This is a genomic window from Flavonifractor sp. An82 (genome assembly GCF_002159265.1).
Taxonomy (GTDB): Bacteria; Bacillota; Clostridia; order Oscillospirales; family Oscillospiraceae; genus Flavonifractor.
Genome location: NZ_NFHG01000001.1, coordinates 363676 through 385733, shown reverse-complemented (window position 1 = coordinate 385733; position 22058 = coordinate 363676). Strand labels below are relative to the sequence as shown.

At 62.7% G+C, this 22058-nt stretch carries 24 protein-coding genes; 5 read left to right on the top strand and 19 right to left on the bottom strand.

The window, feature by feature from the left end:
- Nucleotides 1–84: 84 nt before the first annotated feature.
- The 11 genes from B5G34_RS02220 to B5G34_RS02170 form a co-directional block, all read right to left on the bottom strand.
- The gene (locus tag B5G34_RS02220) at nucleotides 85–378 is read right to left on the bottom strand and encodes a thioredoxin family protein (RefSeq protein ID WP_087333835.1); all 294 of its coding nucleotides are present in this window, start codon (nucleotides 376–378) and stop codon (nucleotides 85–87) included.
- A gap of 13 nt (nucleotides 379–391) precedes the next feature.
- Nucleotides 392–1405 carry a permease gene (locus B5G34_RS02215; protein WP_087333833.1) on the bottom strand — a complete coding sequence of 338 codons (1014 nt, stop codon included), beginning with the start codon at nucleotides 1403–1405 and terminating at the stop codon, nucleotides 392–394.
- Nucleotides 1406–1461: 56 nt separating this feature from the next.
- Nucleotides 1462–1746: a metalloregulator ArsR/SmtB family transcription factor gene (locus tag B5G34_RS02210; protein ID WP_087333831.1), complete on the bottom strand. Its 285-nt coding sequence runs from the start codon at nucleotides 1744–1746 to the stop codon at nucleotides 1462–1464.
- A 111-nt stretch (nucleotides 1747–1857) separates the two neighbouring features.
- Complete coding sequence (locus tag B5G34_RS02205; protein WP_140397178.1) at nucleotides 1858–3405, bottom strand: phosphodiester glycosidase family protein; 1548 nt, start codon at nucleotides 3403–3405, stop codon at nucleotides 1858–1860.
- Nucleotides 3406–3545: 140 nt separating this feature from the next.
- A complete protein-coding gene (locus tag B5G34_RS02200) occupies nucleotides 3546–5507 on the bottom strand; it encodes a YgiQ family radical SAM protein (protein WP_087333827.1) in 1962 nt (653 codons plus the stop codon).
- A 10-nt stretch (nucleotides 5508–5517) separates the two neighbouring features.
- The gene (locus B5G34_RS02195; RefSeq protein ID WP_087333825.1) at nucleotides 5518–6681 is read right to left on the bottom strand and encodes a bifunctional histidine phosphatase family protein/GNAT family N-acetyltransferase; all 1164 of its coding nucleotides are present in this window, start codon (nucleotides 6679–6681) and stop codon (nucleotides 5518–5520) included.
- A gap of 36 nt (nucleotides 6682–6717) precedes the next feature.
- Nucleotides 6718–7635, bottom strand: coding sequence for a dihydroorotate dehydrogenase (locus tag B5G34_RS02190; protein ID WP_087333823.1), 918 nt, complete (start codon nucleotides 7633–7635; stop codon nucleotides 6718–6720).
- Nucleotides 7628–8407 (bottom strand): dihydroorotate dehydrogenase electron transfer subunit, encoded by a 780-nt coding sequence (locus B5G34_RS02185; RefSeq protein ID WP_087333821.1) that lies wholly within the window; start codon nucleotides 8405–8407, stop codon nucleotides 7628–7630. The genes B5G34_RS02190 and B5G34_RS02185 overlap by 8 nt, the downstream gene beginning before the upstream one ends.
- Before the next feature lie 19 nt (nucleotides 8408–8426).
- Nucleotides 8427–8681 carry a hypothetical protein gene (locus B5G34_RS02180; RefSeq protein WP_087333819.1) on the bottom strand — a complete coding sequence of 85 codons (255 nt, stop codon included), beginning with the start codon at nucleotides 8679–8681 and terminating at the stop codon, nucleotides 8427–8429.
- A 12-nt stretch (nucleotides 8682–8693) separates the two neighbouring features.
- A complete protein-coding gene (pyrF, locus tag B5G34_RS02175; RefSeq protein WP_087333817.1) occupies nucleotides 8694–9620 on the bottom strand; it encodes an orotidine-5'-phosphate decarboxylase in 927 nt (308 codons plus the stop codon).
- Nucleotides 9621–9665: 45 nt separating this feature from the next.
- The gene (locus B5G34_RS02170) at nucleotides 9666–10946 is read right to left on the bottom strand and encodes a dihydroorotase (protein ID WP_087333815.1); all 1281 of its coding nucleotides are present in this window, start codon (nucleotides 10944–10946) and stop codon (nucleotides 9666–9668) included.
- A gap of 212 nt (nucleotides 10947–11158) precedes the next feature.
- On the opposite strand from B5G34_RS02170, the gene B5G34_RS18860 reads away from it, so the two are divergent.
- Entirely contained in the window at nucleotides 11159–11335 is a 177-nt protein-coding gene (locus tag B5G34_RS18860) for a hypothetical protein (RefSeq protein ID WP_204245891.1), read from the top strand.
- Between the two features lie 42 nt (nucleotides 11336–11377).
- Here the strand turns inward: B5G34_RS18860 and sigE are convergent, their stop codons facing one another.
- From sigE to B5G34_RS02145, 5 genes are all read right to left on the bottom strand, one after another.
- Complete coding sequence (gene sigE, locus B5G34_RS02165; protein WP_087333813.1) at nucleotides 11378–12100, bottom strand: RNA polymerase sporulation sigma factor SigE; 723 nt, start codon at nucleotides 12098–12100, stop codon at nucleotides 11378–11380.
- 12 nt (nucleotides 12101–12112) lie between these two features.
- Entirely contained in the window at nucleotides 12113–12961 is an 849-nt protein-coding gene (locus B5G34_RS02160; protein WP_087333811.1) for a sigma-E processing peptidase SpoIIGA, read from the bottom strand.
- A 136-nt stretch (nucleotides 12962–13097) separates the two neighbouring features.
- Nucleotides 13098–13439, bottom strand: coding sequence for a DsrE family protein (locus B5G34_RS02155; protein ID WP_087333809.1), 342 nt, complete (start codon nucleotides 13437–13439; stop codon nucleotides 13098–13100).
- A 2-nt stretch (nucleotides 13440–13441) separates the two neighbouring features.
- On the bottom strand, nucleotides 13442–14506 hold the full coding sequence (gene hisC / locus B5G34_RS02150) for a histidinol-phosphate transaminase (RefSeq protein ID WP_087333807.1): 1065 nt from the start codon (nucleotides 14504–14506) through the stop codon (nucleotides 13442–13444).
- The gene (locus B5G34_RS02145; protein WP_087333804.1) at nucleotides 14503–14697 is read right to left on the bottom strand and encodes a DUF951 domain-containing protein; all 195 of its coding nucleotides are present in this window, start codon (nucleotides 14695–14697) and stop codon (nucleotides 14503–14505) included. The genes hisC and B5G34_RS02145 overlap by 4 nt, the downstream gene beginning before the upstream one ends.
- A 145-nt stretch (nucleotides 14698–14842) precedes the next feature.
- Here B5G34_RS02145 and B5G34_RS02140 point away from each other — a divergent pair, with 145 nt between their 5' ends.
- The 4 genes from B5G34_RS02140 (at nucleotide 14843) to B5G34_RS02125 (ending at nucleotide 19819) form a co-directional block, all read left to right on the top strand.
- Nucleotides 14843–15778 (top strand): S1 RNA-binding domain-containing protein, encoded by a 936-nt coding sequence (locus tag B5G34_RS02140; RefSeq protein ID WP_343286546.1) that lies wholly within the window; start codon nucleotides 14843–14845, stop codon nucleotides 15776–15778.
- A gap of 147 nt (nucleotides 15779–15925) precedes the next feature.
- Complete coding sequence (locus B5G34_RS02135; protein WP_087333802.1) at nucleotides 15926–16624, top strand: response regulator transcription factor; 699 nt, start codon at nucleotides 15926–15928, stop codon at nucleotides 16622–16624.
- Nucleotides 16599–18641: a HAMP domain-containing sensor histidine kinase gene (locus B5G34_RS02130; RefSeq protein ID WP_087333800.1), complete on the top strand. Its 2043-nt coding sequence runs from the start codon at nucleotides 16599–16601 to the stop codon at nucleotides 18639–18641. The genes B5G34_RS02135 and B5G34_RS02130 overlap by 26 nt, the downstream gene beginning before the upstream one ends.
- Nucleotides 18638–19819, top strand: coding sequence for a DUF4358 domain-containing protein (locus tag B5G34_RS02125; RefSeq protein ID WP_087333798.1), 1182 nt, complete (start codon nucleotides 18638–18640; stop codon nucleotides 19817–19819). Before B5G34_RS02130 ends, B5G34_RS02125 begins: the two co-directional genes overlap by 4 nt.
- A gap of 57 nt (nucleotides 19820–19876) precedes the next feature.
- Here B5G34_RS02125 and B5G34_RS18650 read toward each other — a convergent pair whose 3' ends face one another.
- The 3 genes from B5G34_RS18650 to B5G34_RS02115 form a co-directional block, all read right to left on the bottom strand.
- Entirely contained in the window at nucleotides 19877–20023 is a 147-nt protein-coding gene (locus tag B5G34_RS18650; protein WP_162609374.1) for a hypothetical protein, read from the bottom strand.
- 159 nt (nucleotides 20024–20182) lie between these two features.
- Nucleotides 20183–21421: a PepSY domain-containing protein gene (locus B5G34_RS02120; protein WP_087333796.1), complete on the bottom strand. Its 1239-nt coding sequence runs from the start codon at nucleotides 21419–21421 to the stop codon at nucleotides 20183–20185.
- Nucleotides 21418–22002 carry an RNA polymerase sigma factor gene (locus B5G34_RS02115; protein WP_242956761.1) on the bottom strand — a complete coding sequence of 195 codons (585 nt, stop codon included), beginning with the start codon at nucleotides 22000–22002 and terminating at the stop codon, nucleotides 21418–21420. Before B5G34_RS02115 ends, B5G34_RS02120 begins: the two co-directional genes overlap by 4 nt.
- Nucleotides 22003–22058 lie beyond the last annotated feature (56 nt).

Genomic DNA, 22058 nt, shown 5'->3' with positions numbered 1-22058 from the left:
CCCCATGGGTATCTCACCCACATTATACCCATAGGGGTATAGGCTGTCAAGCAAAAAGAGGGAGGACGACCCCCCCTCTTTTTCTTACAGCCCTCTGGCCTTTCTAATCAGCTCCATGGCCTCCCCCTTGGTGAGGCTCCGCCCGGCGGAGAGCACCTTGCCGTCCACCACCAGGGCCGGTGTGGTCATGACGCCGTAGGCTGCGATCTGGCTGAAATCGGTCACGTGGCCCACCTCCAGGTCCAGGCCCAACTCCGCCAGGGCCTGCCGGGTCACATCCTCCAGAGTGTTGCACTTGGCACAGCCGGAGCCCAGCACCTTAACCGGCGCGTTGGGGTGGTCCTCCCCCACCTTCTTTTTGCTGCCAAACAGTCCCATGATAAAATCCTCCTTATAAAATAATCCATTGAAAGAGATTGAAGAGATAACCTACCACAATGATCCCCAGGGTACACACCCCGATAAAAGCGGCCAGCAGCCGGGGCTTTACCGCCTTCCGCAGCATAATGAGGGAGGGCAGGCTGAGGGTGGTCACCGCCATCATAAGGGCCAGCACCGTGCCCAACTGGGCCCCCTTGGTCAGCAGAGCCTCAGCGATGGGGATGGTGCCAAAGATATCAGCATACATGGGGATTCCCACCAGCACAGCCAGCACCACGCCCAGGGGATTGCCGTCTCCCAGAATGCTCTGGATCCAGCTCTCCGGCAGCCAGTTGTGAATGACGGCGCCCACGCCTACGCCTACTAGCACATAGGGAAAGACCTTGCGGAAGGTGGCGGTCATCTGCCCTTTGGCGTAGCTCACCCGCTCCCGGCGGGTGAGAGTATGGTCCTCACTTTCCAGGGCTGCGGCATGGCGTACAAAGTCCTCCACATACCGTTCCATGCCCAGCTTTTCCAACACCGTGCCTCCGACCACCGCAATGACCAGTCCCAGCACCACATAAATCACCGCCACTCTGGCGCCGAAAATGCTCATCAGCAGCACCAGGCTGCCCAGATCCACCATGGGGGACGAGATCAAAAAGGAAAAGGTCACCCCGATGGGCAGGCCCGCGCTGGTGAAGCCCATGAACAGCGGGATGGAGGAGCAGGAGCAGAATGGGGTCACTGTCCCCAGCAAAGCGGACAGCAGATTGGCCCACAAGCCGTGAAACCGGCCCAGAATCCGGCGGCTGCGCTCCGGCGGGAAATAGCTCTGGATATAGGACACCACAAAGATCAGGGCACACAGCAGAATGGTGATCTTGAGCACATCATAGCAGAAGAATTGCAAGCTGCCGCCCCATCGGGTGGTCGGCTCCACCCCCAGGGCCTCCAGCCCCCGGCCAATCAGCCCCTCCAGCCACTTCATACCCAGCACCTGATTCTGAACGAATTGCCACCCGGCAGAAATCAGTTCCATATCAACACCTCTCACATCAAGATTTTTTGATGTATTGTCCGGGAAAAAGCAGCTGCTCACGCATCGGGCGTGGTCAGCTGCTCCAGCAGACGAATGGCGGCGGCACAGCCGTCGGGACTGAGCCGGTAGTGGGTCCACTTCCCCTCCTGCCGGCTGTCCACCAGGCCGGACTGGCACAGGATCTTCATGTGGTAGGACACCGCCGACTGGCCCAGCTCCAACTGGTCCATCAGGACGCAGGCGCATTTCTCCCCGCCCCGGAGCAGTTCCAGAATGGCCAGCCGCTTGGGATCACACAGGGCCTTGAACACCCGGGCATTGCGCCGGTGTACTCCATCCATGCCGCTCACCTCACATCAAAATTATTTGATTGATCATTTTAGCACCAGACCTCTCCCCTGTCAAGAGAAAAATCCCCCGCCTTTTGGCGGGGGATTTTCATGGCAGTGACTTTATTCGGACACAAAGACCTGGAGGGTAGAGGTCAGATTACGGCCGGGCGCGGACAGGACCTGACCGTTATAGTACATGGCAGTGGAGGCGCCGCCGTCCAGGTTGATGGCGTCCACGCACCCCAGGGTCAGCATCAGGTCACGCATCTGCTCGATGGTGGCCGCCTTCACATTGACCAGCAGCAGCTTGCCGTCGCTGGTGGTACCCACGGCGGTACGGGGGGTGACGGCGGTGGTGAAGCGGGCCTCGGTGAAGCCGGGGTCCAGATAGGTGCTCTTGACGCCGTCCTGCACCAGACGGGGCGCGCCGGACACGATGGTCTGCACGCCGTCCAGCTGGAAGCCCTCCACGTCGTCCCGCTGCAGGTAGGGACGCAGAGCCACGGTGCGGCCCGCCTCAAACTGGTTGAAGAAGCTGTAGTTGGTGACGGTGTCGCTGGAGTAGAGCACATAGCCGTTGGCGGGAATAGACACTGTCTGCCCGGCGGACACCATCTGGAAGCTGGTGGTCACATTGTTGATCACCGTCAGAACGGAGCCAGGATAGGTGACCTGGAAGGAGGTCCCCCGGGCGGGGGTGTACAGCACCGCCTGGCCGCTGAACTGCTTGAGCATGTTCACCTCATAGGCGTCCCACCAGCGGTAGGCGCCGCCGTCCACCGTCTCGATGCGGACAAAGACCGGCGGCCGGCCATAGCGCATCTCGTTGGTATCGGTGATGCCCAGGGAGGAGATGCCCGAGCTGGCATACACGAACTGGCCGTTCACCATCAGGTGGCCGATGGGGTCCTGAACGGCGCTGTTGCTGTTAAAGAAATTGGCGTTGATCACCGCCACCGCGCCGGAGGAGGCGGCCATGGACTGGAAGCTGGCAGGGGAATTGAGCTTTCCATTGCTCAGGGTGGACTTGACGGACACCCTGGGGTCCTTCATATTCACTGTGATCACATTGGCGCTGACGGTGCCGGAGGCCAGAGCATAGCTCTTGGAGGTCAGGGTCACCGGGGAGGCCTTGGGGGTGGTCTTTTCCACCAGCTTCTGGACCTGGGGCAGGGCAGTCAGGGTGTTTTTGTCCAGCTGTCCGTTGGACACCACCACGATCTGGTTCTGGGGCTCCCACTCCACATACAGGCCCAGATTCTCGCTGACAAAGCGCACCGGTACGAAGGAGCGGTTGTTTTTGGCCCGCATGGGCACATCCATGGTCACCTCTTCCCCGTTCACCAGGGCGGTTGTGGAATCATACTCCAGTTCCACCGAGGTACCGTTGAGGGAGCAGCGCACGCCGTTGGTCTCAGGCACCCACTCCACGGTGCCGCCGTAGGCCTCGATCATCCGGCGGATGGGCAGCATGGTGCGGCCGCTCTCCGACATGAGCACCACGGCGCTGCTCTCCGAGTCGATCTGGGTCACGGTGTCGCCAATGACACACCAGGGACTGTTGAGCCGCATGGTGATCACCAGTGCCTCGGGCGCAGCCAGCGCTCCGGGGATCAGGGATACCATCAAGGCCAGTACTGCCAGCAGGGACAACAAACGTCTTTTCACAAAACACACATCCTCTCATTTTATTTCGCTGGCGGAGATTACCTATATTGTACTACGTTCTATCATTATATCAAGTATTTTCCATGAAAAATAACAAATCCAGCAGGAAGCATACAAACTGCTTCCTGCTGGATGAGTCATCAGGATTTTCCTTTGCGGGGCCGGGCATTTTTCTTGGGTTTGGCCACCGCCCAGCCCGCCTTGCGGGTGGGTCTGGCCTGGGGCTTGGCGTCCTTCCGGACCGTTTGTTTCGCGCCTTTGCCCGCCTTGCCCCGGGCTGCGGGCTTTTCCGTCTGGGCCTTGAAATGCTTTTCCGGCCGCAGCAGACAGTCCTTGCCGAAGCCGATCAGGTCCTCCCGGTGGGTCCGGTGAAGGGCCTCCCTCACCAGAGGCCGCTTTTCAGGCCGCTTCCACTGCATCAGAGCCCGCTGCATGGCCTTCTCGTGGGGGTCGCGGGGCACATACACCGGCTTCATGGTCCGGGGATCAATGCCGGTATAATACATACAGGTGGACAGGGTGCCCGGGGTGGGATAGAAGTCCTGCACCTGCTCGGGCTGACGGCCGGTGCGGTTGAGCCATTGAGCCAGCTTCACCGCGTCCTCCAGGGTGCAGCCCGGGTGGGAGGACATGAGATAGGGCACCAGATACTGCTCCTTGCCGTACTTCTGGTTCAGGGACTCATACTTCCGCTTGAACTTCTCGTACACCTCGATATGGGGCTTCCCCATATAATCCAGCACCGAGTTGACGCAGTGCTCCGGGGCCACCTTCAGCTGGCCGGACACATGGTGCTTCACCAGCTCGGCGAAGAACTCTCCGCTCTTATCCTTGAGCATATAGTCAAAGCGGATGCCGGAGCGGATAAAGACCTTCTTGATGCCGGGGATCTGGCGGATCTTCCGCAGCAGCATCAGATAGTCGGTGTGGTCGGCATCCAGATTGGGGCAGGCCTCAGGGGCCAGACAGGCCTTGCCCCGGCACAGTCCCGCCTTCATCTGCTTTTTGCAGGCAGGCCGCCGGAAGTTGGCGGTGGGGCCGCCCACATCGTGGATATAGCCCTTGAAGCCGGGGTGGTGGGTCAGCCCCTCCACCTCTCTCAGCACGCTCTCATGGCTGCGGGAGGTGATGATCCGCCCCTGGTGGAAGGCCAGAGAGCAGAAATTGCAGGCGCCGAAGCAGCCCCGGTTGTGGGCCACCGAGAAGCGCACCTCCTCAATGGCGGGCACGCCCCCCATTTCGTCGTACATGGGGTGGGGCTCCCGGACGTAGGGCAGCTCGGCCACAAAGTCCAGCTCCGCCGTAGTAAGGGGCATGGCGGGAGGATTGACGATGAGCAGCCGGTCCCCGTGGCGCTGGAGGATGGCCTTCCCCCGCACCGGGTCGTGCTCCTCATACTGGATCTGGTTGGCTACTGCATACTGCCGCTTGTCGGCCCGCACTTCCTCGTAGGAGGGGCACTCCACCTTGGGATAGACGCAGGCAGAGGGGTTTTTCGCAATAAAGGCAGTTCCCTTTACATCCGTGATCTCCCCTACCGGGGTGCCTGAGGCCAGCCGGGCGGCGATCTCACGGGTGGCGGTCTCTCCCATGCCGTACACCAGCAGGTCGGCCTGGCTGTCAAAGAGCACTGACCGGCGCACCTTGTCCTCCCAGTAGTCGTAGTGGGCAAAGCGCCGCAGGGAGGCCTCCAGGCCGCCGATAATCAGAGGAATGTCCCCATAGACCTCCCGCACCTTGTTGGCATACACGATGGAGGCCCGGTCGGGGCGCAGCCCCGCTTGATTGCCCGGGGAATAGGCGTCGTCGTGCCGCCGCTTCTTGGCCACAGTGTAATGGGCCACCATGGAGTCCAGATTGCCGGCAGACAGCATCACGCCCAGGCGGGGCCGGCCAAGGGCTGTAAAGGCCTCCGGCCTGCGCCAGTCCGGCTGGGCCAGAATGGCCACCCGGTAGCCCTCAGTCTCCAGCACCCGGGAGATGATGGCGCAGCCGAAGGTGGGGTGATCCACATAGGCGTCGCCGGTGATGATCAGAAAGTCGTACCCGTCCCAACCACGGGCTTCCATATCCGCCTTGGAGACGGGCAAAAATGCATTCATATCGTTCCTCTTATCCGTTCCTGGCCTCATAGCCGATGTATTTTTCCAAAATGTCCAGGGTCACACGGCCGTGCTCCTCCCCCACCTTTTCAAAGCCGTACTTCTTATAGAACCGCTGGGCCACCGCGTTTTCGGGGGCGCAGCGCAGCCGCAGGCGGGTACGGCCCAGAGGACGGTATACCGATACCGCCTGGCCGATGAGCTGGACGCCCAGCCCCTTTTTGCGGTGCTCAGGATTCATGTACACAAAGGGGATGTAGCCGATACCATCCTCTGCAAAGCGCTCCAGATCCAGTTGGAGCACACCGGCCACCTGATCCCGCTGCATGGCGACTGACAAGGCTTTTTCCTTGTCCTGTTCCCAGCAAGCCCGGGCGTCCTTGCAGAAGCCAGCCCCATCAAAGGGGGCCTGCTCTCCGTGGATGTCCACCCAGGCATCATGCCGGGCCGCCAGGTAGAGCTCCTCCTCCCGGTCCAGATCCAGGGGACGGAACCACATGTTGGCGTCTGCAAGGCTGCCCTCCCGGGCCTTCCACCACTTCTGGCTGGCCAGGGTGGAGATCTCCTCCGGCAGGTGGGAGTTGTCATTCTCAAAGAGGATGCTGATCTGATCCCCCTCCACCTCCATGCAGGTGACAGCGGTGTTGTCGCTGTGACCCAGGCTGTCCATCTCGCCGGGACCCAGGCCCCGGATGGCGCCCTGGAGGCACCGGATGGCGGAGCCGTGGGAGAAGAGGGCCACCGTCTGGCCGGGGTGTTTGGCGGCAATGTCCAGCACCGCCCCCTTCATCCGGGCCTGGACCTGGGCGAAGGTCTCACCCCCCTCCACCTGGAACTCGGGAGAGGCGTGGTTGAAACGGATGAGCCGCATGGCGTCGTGCCGCTCCAGCGCTCCCCAGGGCTTGTCCTCCCAGACTCCCACGCCGATCTCCCGCAGGGCGGGGGTGGTGTGGAGCTCCAGGCCATGGCTGGGATAGATGGCCGTGGCGGTGGTCATGGTGCGGAACAGGTCGCTGGAGTACACCGCGTCAATGTGCACATCGGCAAACCGCCCCCGCAGGGCGGCGATCTGCCGGTAGCCGTTGTCGGTGATGAGGCTGTTGTACCAGCCGTGTACCCGGCGGTACAGGTTGCCCTCCGCCTCCGCGTGACGGATGATATAAACCTTAGTCACAGTATGCACCCTCTTCGGATCAGGATATGGCGGGCATTACCAGGGGCGCACGCCGCCTGTCAGGTCAGAAACCTTGTCAAGTCCCTGGGCAGAAGTGATCTGGGCCAGACCGTCCCGCACCTTGATGGGGGCGTAGGGGTCGGCAAAGCAGGCGGTGCCCACCGCCACGGCAGAGGCGCCGGCCAGCATCAGCTGGGCCGCATCCTCCCCCCTGGCCACGCCGCCCATACCCAGAATGGGCAGGTCCACGGCGCAGGCCACCTCCCATACCATCCGCACCGCCACCGGCAGCACGGCGGGGCCGGACAGGCCGCCGGTGTTCATCTTCAGGATGGGCCGACGGGTGTTCAGGTCGATGCGCATGCCCCGCAGGGTGTTGATGAGGGACAGGGCGTCAGCGCCGGCATCGGCCACCGCCCGGGCGATCTCAGTGATATCGGTGACGTTGGGGGACAGCTTCACCATCACGGGGACGGTGGAGTGGCTCTTGGCCATGCGGGTGACCTCGGCGGCCAGCTCCGGCTTGGTACCGTAGGCCAGACCGCCCGCCTTTACGTTGGGGCAGGAGATGTTGACCTCGATCATGTCCACCCCGGCCGCCGACAGCTTTTCACACATGACGCCGTACTCCTCGGGGGTGTTGCCCGAGATGTTGGCGATGATGGCCAGGTCGTGCTGCTTCAGCTCGGGCAGCTCATGCTCGATAAAGGCGTCCACGCCGGGGTTCTGAAGGCCCACGGAGTTGAGGATGCCCATGGGAGTCTCGGCAATGCGGGGGGGCGGATTGCCCTCTCTTCTGTGAAGGGTAAGACCCTTACAGCAAATGCCGCCCAGCTCATTCAGGTTGTAGAACTGGCCGTACTCCCGGCCGAAGCCGAAGGTACCGGAGGCCACCACCACCGGGTTTTTCATCTTGACGCCCGCCAGATCGACGGACAGATCCACCTTAGACATTCCAGTCCACCTCCTTGGCGTCAAATACAGGGCCGTCCTTGCACACATGCTTCATGGTACCATCGGCCATTTGAACGGCGCAGCCCAGACAGGCGCCCACGCCGCAGGCCATCCGCTCCTCCAGGGAGACCTGACAGGGCACGCCGAATTCCGCCGCTACCTTGGCCACGTTCTTCAGCATGGGCTTGGGGCCGCAGGCCAGAACAGCTGTAAAGTTTTTATCCTTTTCAAGAATGTCCCGCAGCTGGGCGTCCACAAAGCCGTGGCGGCCCAGGGAGCCGTCGTCGCTGCACAGGTAAACCTCTGCACAGTTATCCTGGTAATCCTCCACCAGCATGGCCCGGTCGGCAGAGCGGAAGCCCAGCACGGCAGTGGCCTTCCCGGCGGTATAGACGGCCTGACCCAGCAGGGGCGGCACGCCGATGCCGCCGCCCACCAGCAGCAGCCGGTCGTCAGTGCTGATGGCAAAGCCGTTGCCCAGGGGGCCAAGGACGTTCACCTTCTCCCCCGCCTGGCGCCCGGCCAGCCAGTGGGTACCCTCGCCCCGCACCTCAAAGACGACGCGGGCGGTATCGTGGGGTGCGTTGGCCTCCACCTGGCACACCGAAATGGGACGGCGGAGGAGCAGCCCCTCGCCGCAGGCAATATGGAGGAACTGACCGGCCTTCAGGCCGTGGCGGGTCACCATATCCCCCACCTCCAGGGTGAAGGAGTAGGCGTACTCGTTCAGCTTGGACGCCTCCACGATGGTACAGATCTGTTCAATGGGCATGGTATCCCTCATTTCCAACTTATTTGGCGGACTCGTCCCCATGGACGGTCTCAGTCATGGTCTTCAGGTCCATGACGCTGCCGCACACCGGACAGATCCGGTTGCGGCGCATGAGGCCGCAGGTGGGACAGCGGAAGGGCTCCTCCGCCACCAGTCCCGCAGCGATCTTCTCCTGGAGGAACTGACGCCAGTCCAGTTCCTTATGCTGACCGATCTTCCATTTGCTGACCTCGTCCTCGCGGGAGGCCGCTTTCTCTCTCTCCTGGTCTGACATAGGCAGCTCCTGTTATGCGATGGTGGTAAAGCGGGCAATGTCGTCCCGCATGGCAATGGCGGCATTGCGGGCAGCCTCCTGGTAGTCCATGCCATCCTTTCCGGTCTTCTGCCAGGCGCACATGATGCCCCGGGAGGAGTTGACGATAGCGCCGTGGCCGTCCTTCTGGAAAGCGTACTGCACGTCCTCGGCGGTGCCGCCCTGGGCGCCGTAGCCGGGCACCAGCAGGAAGGTGTGGGGCATCCGGGCACGGATCTTCTTGAGCTCGTCGGGGTGAGTGGCGCCCGCCACGGCGCCCGCCATGGTGTAGCCGTACTTGCCCTCGGTGCCGGCGCCCCACTTCTCAATGAGGTCGGCCATCAGACCGTACACGGTGTCGCCGTCGCCGGCGGGCACGTTCTGCAGCTCGCCGGAGCCGGGATTGGAGGTCTTGGCCAGGACAAAGGCGCACTTGTCCATCTCCTTGCAGGTCTTGAGGAAGGGATTGACGCTGTCGGCGCCCATATAGCCGTTGAGGGTGACGCAGTCGGCGTCAAAGACGCTGAGCATCTGCTCGCCAACCTTGGTCTTGCCCAGCCAGCCGTCGGAATAGGCCTCGGCGGTGGAGCCGATGTCGCCCCGCTTGATGTCGGCGATGACGTACAGGCCCTGCTCCTTGGCGTAGCGGATGGTGCGCTCCAGCACCTCCATACCCCGCCAACCCAGGCGCTCATAGTAGGCGGCCTGGGGCTTGACGGCGGGCACGATGTCCTTCAGTGCATCCATCAGGCCGCAGTTGAAGCGGTAAATGGCCTCGGCGGCACCCTCCAGGGTCTCGCCGTACTTGTCATAGCACTCCTTGCGGATGTGGGCGGGCACATACTCCGGCTTGGGGTCCAGACCCGCCACGGTGGGGTTTTTCTTGGCAATGATGGCTTCCTGCAGACGATCGAAGGACATAATTCATTCTCCTTTTATCTATAAATCTCTTCTCTTGCTTCTTTTTCAGGCATCCTGATAGATGATCTTGCCGCCTACGATGGTGTACTTCACCTTTCCCTTCAGTTCCTTGCCGGCGAAGGGGGTGTTGCGGCCCTTGGAGGCAAACTGCTCCGGGTCCACCGTCCACACCTCGTCCGGGTCGAAGATGACCACGTCGGCGTCGGCGCCGATGGCCAGCCGGCCCTTGGTGGGCAGGCGGAGGATACAGGCGGGGTTGATGGTCATTTTCCGTAAAATATCGGACAGGGGCAGCTCCCCGGTGTGGTACAGGTAGGTGAGGGTGACGCCCAAAGCGGTCTCCAGGCCCACCATGCCGCTGGGTGCCTCAGCCAAAGGCCGGGCCTTCTCCTCGGCGGAGTGGGGGGCGTGGTCGGTGGCGATGGCGTCGATGGTGCCGTCCTTCAGGCCCTCAATGATGGCCTCCACATCCGACCAGGTCCGCAGAGGCGGGTTGACCCGGGCCATGGTGCCCTGGGCGAGGATCTCATCCTCGGTGAGGCTGAAATATTGGGGGCAGGTCTCACAGGTGATCTGCACTCCCTTGCGCTTATACCGCCGGACGATGGCCACCGACTTGGCGGTGGAGATGTGGCAGATGTGGACTGCCGCGCCGGTCTCCTCGGCCAGCATGGCGTCCCGGGCCACCATCAGCTCCTCAGCGATGGCAGGCCGGCCGTTGAGCCGCAGCTGACGGGACACCCGGCCCTCGTTCACCGCGTAGTTCTTCACCATGTCCGCGTCCTCGCAGTGGGACAGGATGGTCAGATTCTGCCGGTGGGCCATGATGAGGCCGTCCCGCATCAGGTTGGCGCTCTGGATGGGCACGCCGTCGTCGGACAGGGCCACCGCTCCCGCTCCCTTCAGGGCCTCAAAGTCGGTGAGCTCCTGCCCCTTCTGCCCTTTGGATACCGCGCCGATGGGCCAGACGTGGACGCCGCAGGCTGCTGCTGCCTTTTTCCGGACGAAATCCACCTGCTCCGGGGTATCCACCGTGGGTCTGGTGTTGGGCATGCATGCAATGGAAGTGAAGCCGCCGTGGGCCGCCGCCGCCGCGCCGGTCTCAACGGTCTCCTTATACTCAAATCCGGGCTCCCGCAGGTGGACGTGCATATCCACCAGTCCGGCACACACGGTCAATCCCGCGGCCTCGATCACCTGGGCGTCCGGCTCGTTGATGTTGCTGCCGATGACAGTCACCTTGCCGTCTTCCATCAGGATGTCCATGACACCGCCGATGCCCCCCACCGGGTCCACCAGACGGCCCTGACGAATCAACAGTTTCACTGGATCACTCCTTTCCGTTCCGCGGGCCCCTTTCTCCCCCAGGGCGCCGCGTCTGCACAGCAAAAAAGGGTACAAGGTCCATCCCCCGTCCCCTCCTGCAAATCGCTCTGTTCATCGTTTTTCATTATAACTTGAATCTCATATTTTAGCAATGGATTTTTCCGCAATCCAGGCAATAATAAATACGGACCATTCAGAAGGGAGCTGAGCATATGACCAACCATACCTTTTTAGGTGGCATGGGCCTTGGCATCCTGGCCGGGGCCGCCATGGGCATGGCGGTGGCCGCCAAGGGGATTCAGAATCCCCAGATGCGCCGCATGGCCAAGAAGGCCGTCCGTAAGATGGACCAGATGAAGGACGATCTGGCGGATACCATGGGCTTCTGAGCCAAACAGAGGAGCGGCCGCCGGTTGGCGGCCGCTCCTCGTTTACATCAGCCGTAAAATCTCCCGCTTGAGCCGGGCGATGATCCGCTTCTCCAGCCGGGAAATATAGGACTGGGAAATGCCCAGGCTGTCGGCCACCTCCTTCTGGGTGCGCTCCGGCTTTCCATCCAGTCCAAAGCGCAGGGTGATGATGTGCCGCTCCCGCTCCTCCAGCTTTTCCAGGGCGTCGGAGAGGAGCTTGCGGTCCACATCCTCCTCGATGGGCTTCATCACCAGATCGCTCTCGGTACCCAGGATGTCGGACAGCAGCAGCTCGTTCCCGTCCCAGTCGGTGTTCAGGGGCTCGTCAAAGGACACCTCGCTTTTCAGATTGGTGGTCTTCCGCAGGTGCATCAGGATCTCGTTTTCGATGCACCGGGAGGCGTAGGTGGCCAGCTTGATGTTTTTGGCGGGCTGATAGGTGTTGATGGCCTTGATGAGCCCGATGGTGCCGATGGAGATGAGATCCTCAATGCCCACCCCGGTGTTTTCAAACCGGCGGGCGATGTAGACCACCAGGCGCAGATTGCGCTCGATGAGCTGGGATTTGACCCCCTCCTCCCCCTGGTCCAGCCGTCGGATGAGCTCCGCCTCCTCGTCCCTGGACAGCGGCGGGGGCAGGGTATCGCTCCCGCCGATGTACATGATCTTACCCGGCAGGCACAGCCCCAACCGCGCCAGCAGCTTTTGTATGCGCCCGTACCAGCGGGCCTTCCAGCTCTCCATAGCCATCCTCCTTTATGCTCCGATGAGGGCGCAGTATCCGCCTCCGTCGGTGAGACTGGTGGGCGACAGCGCCACCAGCAGGGGCCCGTAATCCTCTCCGTCCACCTTCACCCGGTCCGCCCGCAGGGCCAGCAGCAGAGCGCACTCCACCCCCACCGCCTGATAGGGCAGCAGCCGGCACCGCAGGCCGGCACGGCCCAGCCGTTCCAGGGCGGCGGCGGGGTCGCGGAGCTCCGCTTTGGTGGGGGCCGTTCCGGGGGGAAACAGTCCGTCCAGTTTGGTCCCCTCCGCCACCAGCACCGGCCTGCCGGACACCGGATCGGTGAGGGTGTTGCCGGTATCCACCAGGGCGGTAAGGGCCACACGCCGCTCCCCCAGCTCCACCACAGCGGGGGCCAGCTCCCGCCGGGGACTGTGGCGGGCGGCCCGCTGGAACAGCAATGTGATGAGCACATAGCACCCCGCCGCCGACAGCAGCACCAGCTTCAGGTCCAAAGGCGAGGAGATCACCCCGTTGGACAGCACCAGGCTGCGGCTGCCCAGCAGCTGAAGGGCAAAGATCCCCCCGCCGAAGGCGGCGGACACGGCGAAGAATACCAAAGTCACCCGCAGCAGCCTGGGACTGCCGCCATAGCCCACCAGCACCGCCAGCACCCCAGCCCCCACCTTGCACAGGGGATGGATCAGAAAGCCCAGCCCCGGCAGGAACACCGCCCCGGCGTAGGCGGCCCCCAGAGCCGCTCCCAGGGCCAGCCGTCTCCGGCGGAGCACCTCTCCCGACAGCCGGCCGGCGGAGAGCAGCAGCAGGTAGTCCACCACAAAATTCAGCAGGAACACCTCATCCAGATAGACCACCGTCATGCCGCTTCCTCCCCCCTACCGGCGTATTATACCTGCCTGTCTCCATAAAAAAGGTCAGATTGGGGGTAGAGCATAAAAATGGCCCGCCGCGGATTTCTTTCCGCAGCGGGCCATTTTATGACAAATTTTGATTGGATCAGACTGTAAGCAGAGGCGCCCGGCTCTTGATGAGCTCAGTGAGGGGCGGGCCCCAGGAGATGACCTCCAGACCCATCTCCCGCAGGTCCTCCTCCACTCCCAGCTCTTTGGCACAGGTGATGCAGGCGGAGAAGGCCACCCCCTGCTCCATAGCCAGGGCGATGCGCTCTTTCACCGCCGGGTCGTGGGCGGCCAGGGCCGCCGTGTCCCCCCAGAGGATGACGGTCACCTTCTCCCACCAGCCCCGCACCAGGCTGTTGACGGCGTACATCAGCACCATCTTGTCAAAGACGGTGGGATCGGCGTTGGTCCACAGGATATGCAGATGGTTTTCGTCCATACTCATCTGCCCTCCACCAGCTCCGCCATGGCAGCACACAGGGCCTGCATCTCCTCATCGGTGCCCACGGTGATGCGCAGATAATTGCTGATGCGGGGCTTGTCCCACCAGCGCACCAGGATGCCCCGCTGCCGCAGGCCGTCCAGCAACTCCTTGGCAGGAACGTCGGGGTGGGAGACAAAGAGGAAGTTGGCAGCCGAATCGGTGACGGTAAAGCCCAGCTTCTTCAGGTGGGCGGCGGCACACTCCCGGGTGTTCTGGATCTTCATGGAGGTGGCCCGCAGGTAGTCCCGATCCCGCAGGGCCCCCTCGGCTCCGGCCAGGGCCAGCCGGTCCAGGGTATAGGAGTTGAAGGAGTTTTTGACACAGTTGAGGGCGGCGATCAGGTCCTCATTGCCCATGGCGAAGCCCACCCGCAGTCCCGCCAGGGAGCGGGACTTGGACATGGTCTGTACCACCACCAGATTGGGATAGCGGTCAATGAGCTCCACAGCGGAGCGGGCGCCGAAGTCCACATAGGCCTCGTCTACTACTACCGCCACATCGGGGTTGGCCTCCAGTATGCTGCGGATGCCGCACAGGGAGAGCTCCCGGCCGGTGGGTGCGTTGGGATTGGCAATGACGATGCCGCCGTTCTCCTCCATAAAGGGCTCCAGCGGTACGGCGAAGTTCTCGTCCAGAGGCACCTGACGGTAGGTCAGGCCGTACAGATCGGCATAGACCGGGTAAAAGCTGTATGTAATATCGGGGAACAGGATAGGCCGGTCCGGGTCAAAAAAGGCCTGGAAGCAGAAGGCCAGCACCTCGTCCGAGCCGTTGCCCACAAAGACCTGGGAGGGTTTCAGGCCGTAGGTGGCCCCCAGCACCTCCCGCAGAGAGGTGCACTCCGGGTCGGGATAGAGCCGCAGGGTGTCGCAGGCCGCCTCCCGGATGGCCGCCAGCGCCATGGGGGAAGGGGGATAGGGATTCTCATTGGTGTTCAGCTTGATGAATTTCCGGTTCCGGGGCTGCTCCCCCGGCACATAGGGGGTCAGTGCTCTGGCCCGCGCGCTCCAATACTTGTTCATGTCTCGTCCTCCCCGGACCGAATGATCTTTTTAATGCTTTTTTCCGCTTTGCTTCGGGGGATCATCAGCTCATGGCCGCACCCCGCGCAGCGCAGACGGAAGTCCATCCCCACCCGCAGCACCTGCCACCGGCGGCTGCCGCAGGGGTGTTCCTTTTTCAGCTCCAGCACGTCGCCCACATGGATGTCCATGCCCGCTCCCCCTTTGTCCATTCACTTTATCCGTGTAAAGTATATTATAATTTCCCGCCCCTCCCCTGTCAATTCAAGGTTCCCCTTTGCATATAGTTGTCTGGTAAGAAAAAAATCACCCCATCGCAGAAAGGATTTGGTCACATTGACGAACCGTTTTCCACCGGAGGGGCGGCTGCTCCACACGCCGGAAAATCAGGCCGCCTGCGCCGACCCCGTGGGGCTCAGACAGGCCATGGAATCAGGGGTGGTGCTGGAGGGGACCGCCCTGCTGTGTACGCCGGAACACGATCTCATCGTCTCCCTGGGGCCCTTCCGCGGTGTGATCCCCCGGGAGGAGGCGGCCCTGGGCATTGCCGAGGGCGTTACCCGGGACATTGCCATTCTCTCCCGGGTTGGAAAGCCGGTCTGCTTTACAGTCACTTCCCTGGAAGAAGAGGACGGACAACTTCGCCCCCTGCTCTCCCGCCGCTCCGCCCAGCAGCAGGCACTGGCCGCCATGCTGGCGCAGTGGCGGCCGGGTCAGGTGGTGCCCGCCCGGGTCACCCATATGGAGCCCTTTGGGGCCTTTGTGGATGTGGGCTGCGGGGTCCCCTCCCTCATCGGGGTGGAGAACATCTCGGTATCCCGCATCCCCCACCCTGACGCCCGCTTCCGGGTGGGTCAGGAGATCCTGGCGGTGGTACTGGACCTGGACCCGGCCCTGGGCCGGATCTATCTGACCCACAAGGAGCTGCTGGGCACCTGGGCGGAAAATGCCGCCCCCTTCCGCACCGGCATGACGGTACCCGGTATTGTCCGGGGCGTCAAGGAGTACGGCGCCTTCGTGGAGCTCACCCCCAACCTGTCCGGTCTGGCGGAGCGGGACCCCAGGCTCACCGAGGGCACGAGGGTCTCGGTCTACCTGAAGGCCATCCTGCCTGAGCGGATGAAGATCAAGCTGCTGGTCATCGAGCCCCTTCCGACCCTGAACACGCCCCAGCCCCTGCACTACTTCATCCGTGAGGGACGGCTGGAGCACTGGAAATATGCGCCCCCAGGCTGCGTGAAGGTAGGCATGGAGACCATCTTCGGCGACTAGGCAGGACCCCGGACAGTTTTCTGTCCGGGGTCTTCTATTGCCCGCGGCTTCTCCGCTATGGTAGAATTGTAAGAAAGCTGTTAGACTTTTCAAGGAGCACTTGAAAGGATTTTCTGCTATGCTATCCTCACAGAGGAGATGATCACCATGCACGAAACCATTCTTGTGGTGGACGACGACGTTGAGATCGTCCGTGCCATTGCCATTTTGCTGGAGAAGGAGGGCTACCGGGTACTGAAGGCCTACAACGGCCTGGAGGCCCTGGAGCTGGCCCTGGACCCGTCCCTGCGGCTCATTCTGATGGATGTGATGATGCCCAAGCTGGACGGACTGTCGGCGGTACTCAAGATCCGGGAGCAGCGCAACCTGCCCATCCTCATCCTCAGCGCCAAAAGCGAAGATACCGACAAGATCCTGGGCCTGGCCATGGGGGCGGACGACTATATCTCCAAGCCCTTCCACCCCCAGGAGCTGGTGGCCCGGGTGCGCAGCCATCTGCGGCGGTACACCCAGCTGGGCGACGTGAATACCCCCAGCCAGCAGTCGGAGCTGGTCACCGGGCGGCTGTGCTACCTGCCCGACCAGAAAACTCTGCTGGCCGACGGTGCGCCGGTGCGGCTCACCGCCACCGAACTGAAGATCGTAGATCTTTTGATGCGCAACCTGGGCCGGGTCTTCCCCGCCGAGGAGATCTACCGCCGGGTGTGGAACGAAGAGCCTTACGCGGCGGAAAACACGGTGATGGTGCACATCCGCCGCATCCGTGAAAAAATCGAGCTCAATCCCAAAGAGCCGGAATATTTAAAGGTGGTGTGGGGCATTGGATACAAAATCGAAAAGCATTAAGCCCGCCCTGGCCTTTCTGGCCTTTGTGATTGGCATCTGTCTGCTGCTCTACAGCGTCGCGGCATGGACGTATCTGTACGTCTATGTCAGCCCCGCCACCCGGGCCTCACTCATGGACGTGTTCCAGCCGGATTACCAGCAGACCTACACGTTCCGCAGCCGGATCAGCGCAAACCTCTACAGTCTTCTGGATTTTGACTATACCACATACAATGAGGAGGACAACAGCTTCCCCCTGTCCCGGAAGGAGATCAACCTGCTCTACCGGGTGGAAAAGGACGGCCAGTTGCTGGCCTCCAACACCGACGCTTCCCTGGCTTCCCCCGACGCCCTGCCGGAGGGCTACAACTTTCTTCTGATCTGGGACGGGAGCAAGGCATCCATCTGGAAGGACGGGCAGGCCGTTGACGTATATGGCGACGGCTTCTTCCGTGGGGTGGAGGAGGACTGGGACGTGCCGGGTTACTCCAACAGCGCCTCCTCCAGCAATCCGGCCTACGCGGAACTGACCGTTTCCCTGGCCGCGGCAGCCAAGCCCTTCAATCCCGGCGACGACTACGGACTCTACGGCATGGTGCAGGAGTTTGCCCAGGCCCGGGTCCTTATCATCTGGCTGCTGCTGGTGCCCCCGGTGGCCGGCGTGGCCCTGCTGGTCTGGTCCATTGTGTGGCACAAGCACAAGGTACGGGCCGACCAGGCCATCGCCTGGTTTACCGGACACATCTGGCTGGAGCTCAAGCTGCTTCTTCTGGTGCCCCTGACGTTTCTTTGGGTACTTGCGGCATCGTGTACGCTGAACCTGTTCTTCAACCAATTCTTCGGCGGCCCTCTGCGGTATCTCAGCATCCCCCTGGCCCTGTGGTGGTCCTACCTCCACATCAATGACCTGCGGTACAACTTCGGCCATCTGCGAAACAGCAGCTTCTGCACCTCCTGCGCCCGGCTGCTGGGCCGGCAGGAGATGGGCTGGTCGGTGGGGCAGCGGATGGACCGGCGCTCGGTGCTCCAGTTCATCCTGTGCATCCCCTTCTTCCTCTACTGCGCCCTCCAGCTGCCCCTGCTGAACCAGTATTTCAGCCTCCCGATGATGGTCCTTCTGGCCGCGGCGGGCGCGGGCCTCATTGCGGCCCAGGTATGGCTGCTCCGGGAAAACCGCCGGACCACGGCGGACATGGACAGACTGCTCACCCGCATCCGGAGCGTGGGGGGCGACGCCACTACGCCTCTGCCGGAGGACTCCGATCTGCGGGCGGCGGCGGAGGAACTGGACCAGATGGAGGACAAGCTGAAGGCCGCCCTGTCCCAGCAGATGAAGAGCGAAAAGCTGAAGCTGGAGCTCATCACCAACGTATCCCATGACCTCAAGACCCCCCTCACCTCCATCATCAGCTACACCGAGCTGCTGCGGCAGGAGGAGGAGCTGCCCGCCCATGTGAAGGACTATATCCTGGTGCTCTACCAGAAGGCCCTGCGGCTCCAGACCATGGTGCTGGATGTGTTCGACGTGAGCAAGGCGGCCACCGGCAACCTGCCGGTGAACCTGCGGCCCCTGGATTTTGCCAAGCTGCTCCGCCAGACCCTGGCCGATCTGGACGAGGATATCCAGGCCTCCGGCCTGTCCCTCCGTCCCGCCCTGCCGGAGGAACCGGTGTGGATCCTGGCCGACGGCGACCGGCTGTACCGGGTGTTCCAGAATCTCATCGGCAACGCCCTGAAATACTCCCTGGCCGGGTCCCGGGTCTATCTCACCCTGACCACAGCGGACGGCCGGGCGGAGGCCACAGTGCAGAACACCTCCCGGGACGAGCTGCCCTACGGCGTGGACTTCACCGAGCGCTTTGTCCGGGGGGATCAGAGCCGCACCGACGGCGGCAGCGGGCTGGGCCTGTCCATCGCCCGCACCTTTACCGAGGCCTGCAACGGCTCCTTTGCCATCCGCACCCAGGCCGACCTCTTCACCGCTTCGGTGTCCTTCCCCCTCACCGATACCCGTCCGGAGCCGGAGGTGGATGCATGAAACGATTGCTTCTTTTGCTGCTCCCCGCCCTGCTGCTGGCGGGCTGCGCCAAACAGGAACCCACCACCGACGCCACCGCCATCGATCTGGGCAACGCGGTGGCGGAATCCCAGCCGGAGGAGTTCAGTCAGGGGCTCATCCCTCTGTCCACGGACCCGGAGCTGGGCACATCGGAGGAGCTGGAGACCTATCTGCTCACCGCCTACGGCCTGGAGCGGTCGGACTGGACCGACGCCGCAGCCGCCTACTCCCAGGGTTTCCAGGCCAACGAGCTGGCGGTGATCCAGCTGGCTGACGGCATTGATGCCGGAGCCGCGGAGAATCAGCTGGTCAATTATCTGGAAAACCGTCGGGCCGACTTTATGGGCTATGCTCCGGAGGAGGCCGCCAAGCTGGAGGACGCCGTTCTGCTGCGGCAGGGCCGCTGGCTCCTGCTGGCGGTCTGCCCCGACCCGGAGGGGGCCCTGGATGCCTTCATGACCTGCTTTGAGGGCAACACCTCCCAGACCCAGCAAGTAATCCGTCCCTACACGGAGGAACGGGACAGCCGGGGCTATGTAGTCTTCGATCCGCCCAATCAGGAGGAGATGCCCCTCTATGACACCGGTCCGGTGGTGGAAGCCTGGCGCACCGGGGATTCCTCCGCCCTGTCGGAGCAGGACGCCGCCATTCTGGAGGTGTGCCGGCAGGCATTGGAGGAGATGCTCCGCGACGGTATGACCCCGGCGGAACAGGAACTGGCTGTCCACGACTGGATCATTGATCACGCCGCCTATGATGAATCTCATACCTTCCCCAACCGCAGCCATCCCTATGGCCTGCTGGTGGAGGGACAGGCCATCTGCATGGGCTACGCCAACACCTTCCAGCTGTTTATGGATCTGCTGGATATCCCCTGCGTTACGGTGATCGGGGCATCCGGCGGCTCCAGGGAGGATCACGCCTGGAATCTGGTACAGCTGGACGGGGACTGGTACGCCGTGGACACAACCTGGGATGATCCCCTGGGCTCCTATGTTGGCGTACCCGCCGCCAACGAGAAGGAGCATCACCGCTATTTCAATGTGACCAGCGACTTTCTCCGGCAGACCGACCACCAGTGGGATTACGATGCCGTGCAGGAGGCCACAGGTACCCGCTGGACCTGGTCGGTCCTGCGAACTTCCCACCGAACATAATAACAGGCCGGGCGGACATCGCTGATGTCCGCCCGGCTTTATGCTGTGTATCGAGACTCAGCAGCAGCTGTTGCCGCAGCCGCAGCCGTTACCGCAGCTATTGCCACCGCCGCAGCAGCAGCACAGCAGGATGATGATCAGAATGATCCACAGGCAGCTGCCGCCGCCAAAGCCGTTGCCACAACCATTATTGCACCCCATCATAGAAGTACCTCCCGGTTTAAATGATAGAAACCTGGAGCTGGCGGCGGAGCTTTCCGCTGTCCTGCCCGGTCTCAATCCATACTATGCCCCGCCCCCAAAGTGGTGCCTGCCGGGTCAAAAAAATATGGGGCGGCCTCTGGGGCCGCCCCACGGTTTGGATCAGTCATCCCGCTCAGCGCTGAGGATACTGCCGTCCCCGGCGCTGATCTCGTATTCATATTCGTAACGGCCCGCCTTAAACTCCACCTGATAGCAGCCGTCGTCCAGTTCGACCTCCAGCTCTCTCACCTGGTCCAGGGTAACCCCCGCATGGGCCAGGGCAATATCCCGGGCACTCTGGCCGTTGATGCTGCCGCCGGAGCCTCCCTCCGGCGTCTGACCGCTCTGCCAGCCAGATTCTCCGTCCCGCTCGTACTTGAGGATATCCCCGGTGGCGGCGTCAATATCATACTCGTACTCCACGCCTCCCACGGCAAACTCCACTTCGTACACCATCCGGCCGTCCTCGTAGTCGTAGTCCGCCTCCAGATAGTCCAGCTGGTCCTCGGTCACACCGGCATGGTCCAGGGCGGTCTGCCGGGCGGTCTCTGCTCCGATATAGCCGTTCTGGCTGGCTGACCCGGTGGAACGGATGGAGTCGGTCTCCGCGCTCTGGTCCGTCCGGTCGGCCGCCGCCTCCGAATTGGCCAGCAGATTCAATTCATTGATGGACAGCCCCGCCAGCGATTCAAAGGTCAGATGGGTGCTGCTGTCCACCAGGGTCTGGATCAGGGTCGCCTTGCCCAGGGAGATACCGTACTCCTCTGCCTTCTGCTGCAGGGCCTCGTCTCCGGAGAAGGTCTGGGACAGAATAGCCCCGTTGATGGAGGCCGACTCCAGCACCTGGGAGATCTCCCCGGTCAGCTTTTCCTCCAGAGCGGTTCCCCGGGTGAGATCGTCGTCCTCCACCGACACCAGCACGGAGTTGGCCAGCTCATCCACGTATCCGTGCTTGAGCAGGGAGCCGATGATGGCGTTGACTGCCACCTCCAGATCGGTGCCGGTCAGGTCCATGCCGTCCAGGATCTGATTTGCATCGCCGTTCACCGGCGTGGCGGAGAGCACCTTCTCCGCCCGGTTGGCCTCCAGCCGCACGCAGGGGTTCACATCCAGCGACACCACCGAGGTCACCGCGTTGGCCTGCTGATAGCGCACCCCCAGTGTGCCTCCGCCGATGGCCAGCACCAGACAGGCGGCGGCCAGCCAGGGCACGATGTGCTTTCTCCGCTTCCTGGGGGCGGTGATGGGTACGATCTTGTCGTTCTGGGGCCCGCAGCGGGAGAGGATCTCGTCGATGTCATTGGGCGCGGCATGCTCCAGCGCCTGGCGGAGTTTTTGCTCCAGTTCCCGGTCGTTCACGGCTTCTCCCCTCCTTCCAGAATGTCGCGCAGCTTCTGCAGGGCCCTGCGGTACTTGGACAGCACGGTGGACAGCGGCAGGTCCAGCAGCGCCGCGATCTCCTTGTGCTTCCAGCCGGTAACGGCGTGGAGGGTCACCACCTGGCGCTCCTCATCGCTGAGTCCCGCCAGGGCGGCCTGGAGGACCTGCCGGTCCTCCGCCGTCACCAGCGGACTGTCTGCGGCCAGCCGCTCCCACGCCTCCGGCTCCATATCCTCCGTCTTACCCCGGTCCCGCAGCTTCATCAGGGACAGATTGCGGGCAATGGTCAGCACCCAGGCCAGGGGCGTGCCCCGGGGCTGATACTGGTGTACGTTTTCCCATATCCGGACAAAGGTGTCCTGAGTCACGTCCTCCGCGTCGTGGGTGTGCTTGAGATAGGAGAGCGCAAGGCCGTATACCGCGGTGCGGGCCCTATGGTAGAGCTCCGCCAGGGCCTCCTGTTCCCCTGCCTGCATACGGACCAGCAGCGGTTCCAGGATGCCCGGGGCAGTCGCCTGGCGGCTCTCCTCCGCCATGGTCTCCAGCAGGATCAGCATCATATTCTCTCCCCTCATGGATGTAATGCATACCATCGGCCTTTTATTGCATCCCATCC

What these genes read in the sequence shown, in the direction of transcription:
- B5G34_RS02220 (WP_087333835.1), bottom strand. Translation starts at nt 378, where the DNA reads ATGGGACTGTTTGGCAGCAAAAAGAAGGTGGGGGAGGACCACCCCAAC.
- B5G34_RS02215 (WP_087333833.1), bottom strand. Translation starts at nt 1,405, where the DNA reads ATGGAACTGATTTCTGCCGGGTGGCAATTCGTTCAGAATCAGGTGCTG.
- B5G34_RS02210 (WP_087333831.1), bottom strand. Translation starts at nt 1,746, where the DNA reads ATGGATGGAGTACACCGGCGCAATGCCCGGGTGTTCAAGGCCCTGTGT.
- B5G34_RS02200 (WP_087333827.1), bottom strand. Translation starts at nt 5,507, where the DNA reads ATGAATGCATTTTTGCCCGTCTCCAAGGCGGATATGGAAGCCCGTGGT.
- B5G34_RS02190 (WP_087333823.1), bottom strand. Translation starts at nt 7,635, where the DNA reads ATGTCTAAGGTGGATCTGTCCGTCGATCTGGCGGGCGTCAAGATGAAA.
- B5G34_RS02185 (WP_087333821.1), bottom strand. Translation starts at nt 8,407, where the DNA reads ATGCCCATTGAACAGATCTGTACCATCGTGGAGGCGTCCAAGCTGAAC.
- B5G34_RS02180 (WP_087333819.1), bottom strand. Translation starts at nt 8,681, where the DNA reads ATGTCAGACCAGGAGAGAGAGAAAGCGGCCTCCCGCGAGGACGAGGTC.
- pyrF (WP_087333817.1), bottom strand. Translation starts at nt 9,620, where the DNA reads ATGTCCTTCGATCGTCTGCAGGAAGCCATCATTGCCAAGAAAAACCCC.
- B5G34_RS18860 (WP_204245891.1), top strand. Translation starts at nt 11,159, where the DNA reads ATGACCAACCATACCTTTTTAGGTGGCATGGGCCTTGGCATCCTGGCC.
- sigE (WP_087333813.1), bottom strand. Translation starts at nt 12,100, where the DNA reads ATGGAGAGCTGGAAGGCCCGCTGGTACGGGCGCATACAAAAGCTGCTG.
- B5G34_RS02160 (WP_087333811.1), bottom strand. Translation starts at nt 12,961, where the DNA reads ATGACGGTGGTCTATCTGGATGAGGTGTTCCTGCTGAATTTTGTGGTG.
- B5G34_RS02155 (WP_087333809.1), bottom strand. Translation starts at nt 13,439, where the DNA reads ATGGACGAAAACCATCTGCATATCCTGTGGACCAACGCCGATCCCACC.
- hisC (WP_087333807.1), bottom strand. Translation starts at nt 14,506, where the DNA reads ATGAACAAGTATTGGAGCGCGCGGGCCAGAGCACTGACCCCCTATGTG.
- B5G34_RS02145 (WP_087333804.1), bottom strand. Translation starts at nt 14,697, where the DNA reads ATGGACATCCATGTGGGCGACGTGCTGGAGCTGAAAAAGGAACACCCC.
- B5G34_RS02135 (WP_087333802.1), top strand. Translation starts at nt 15,926, where the DNA reads ATGCACGAAACCATTCTTGTGGTGGACGACGACGTTGAGATCGTCCGT.
- B5G34_RS02125 (WP_087333798.1), top strand. Translation starts at nt 18,638, where the DNA reads ATGAAACGATTGCTTCTTTTGCTGCTCCCCGCCCTGCTGCTGGCGGGC.
- B5G34_RS18650 (WP_162609374.1), bottom strand. Translation starts at nt 20,023, where the DNA reads ATGATGGGGTGCAATAATGGTTGTGGCAACGGCTTTGGCGGCGGCAGC.
- B5G34_RS02115 (WP_242956761.1), bottom strand. Translation starts at nt 22,002, where the DNA reads ATGATGCTGATCCTGCTGGAGACCATGGCGGAGGAGAGCCGCCAGGCG.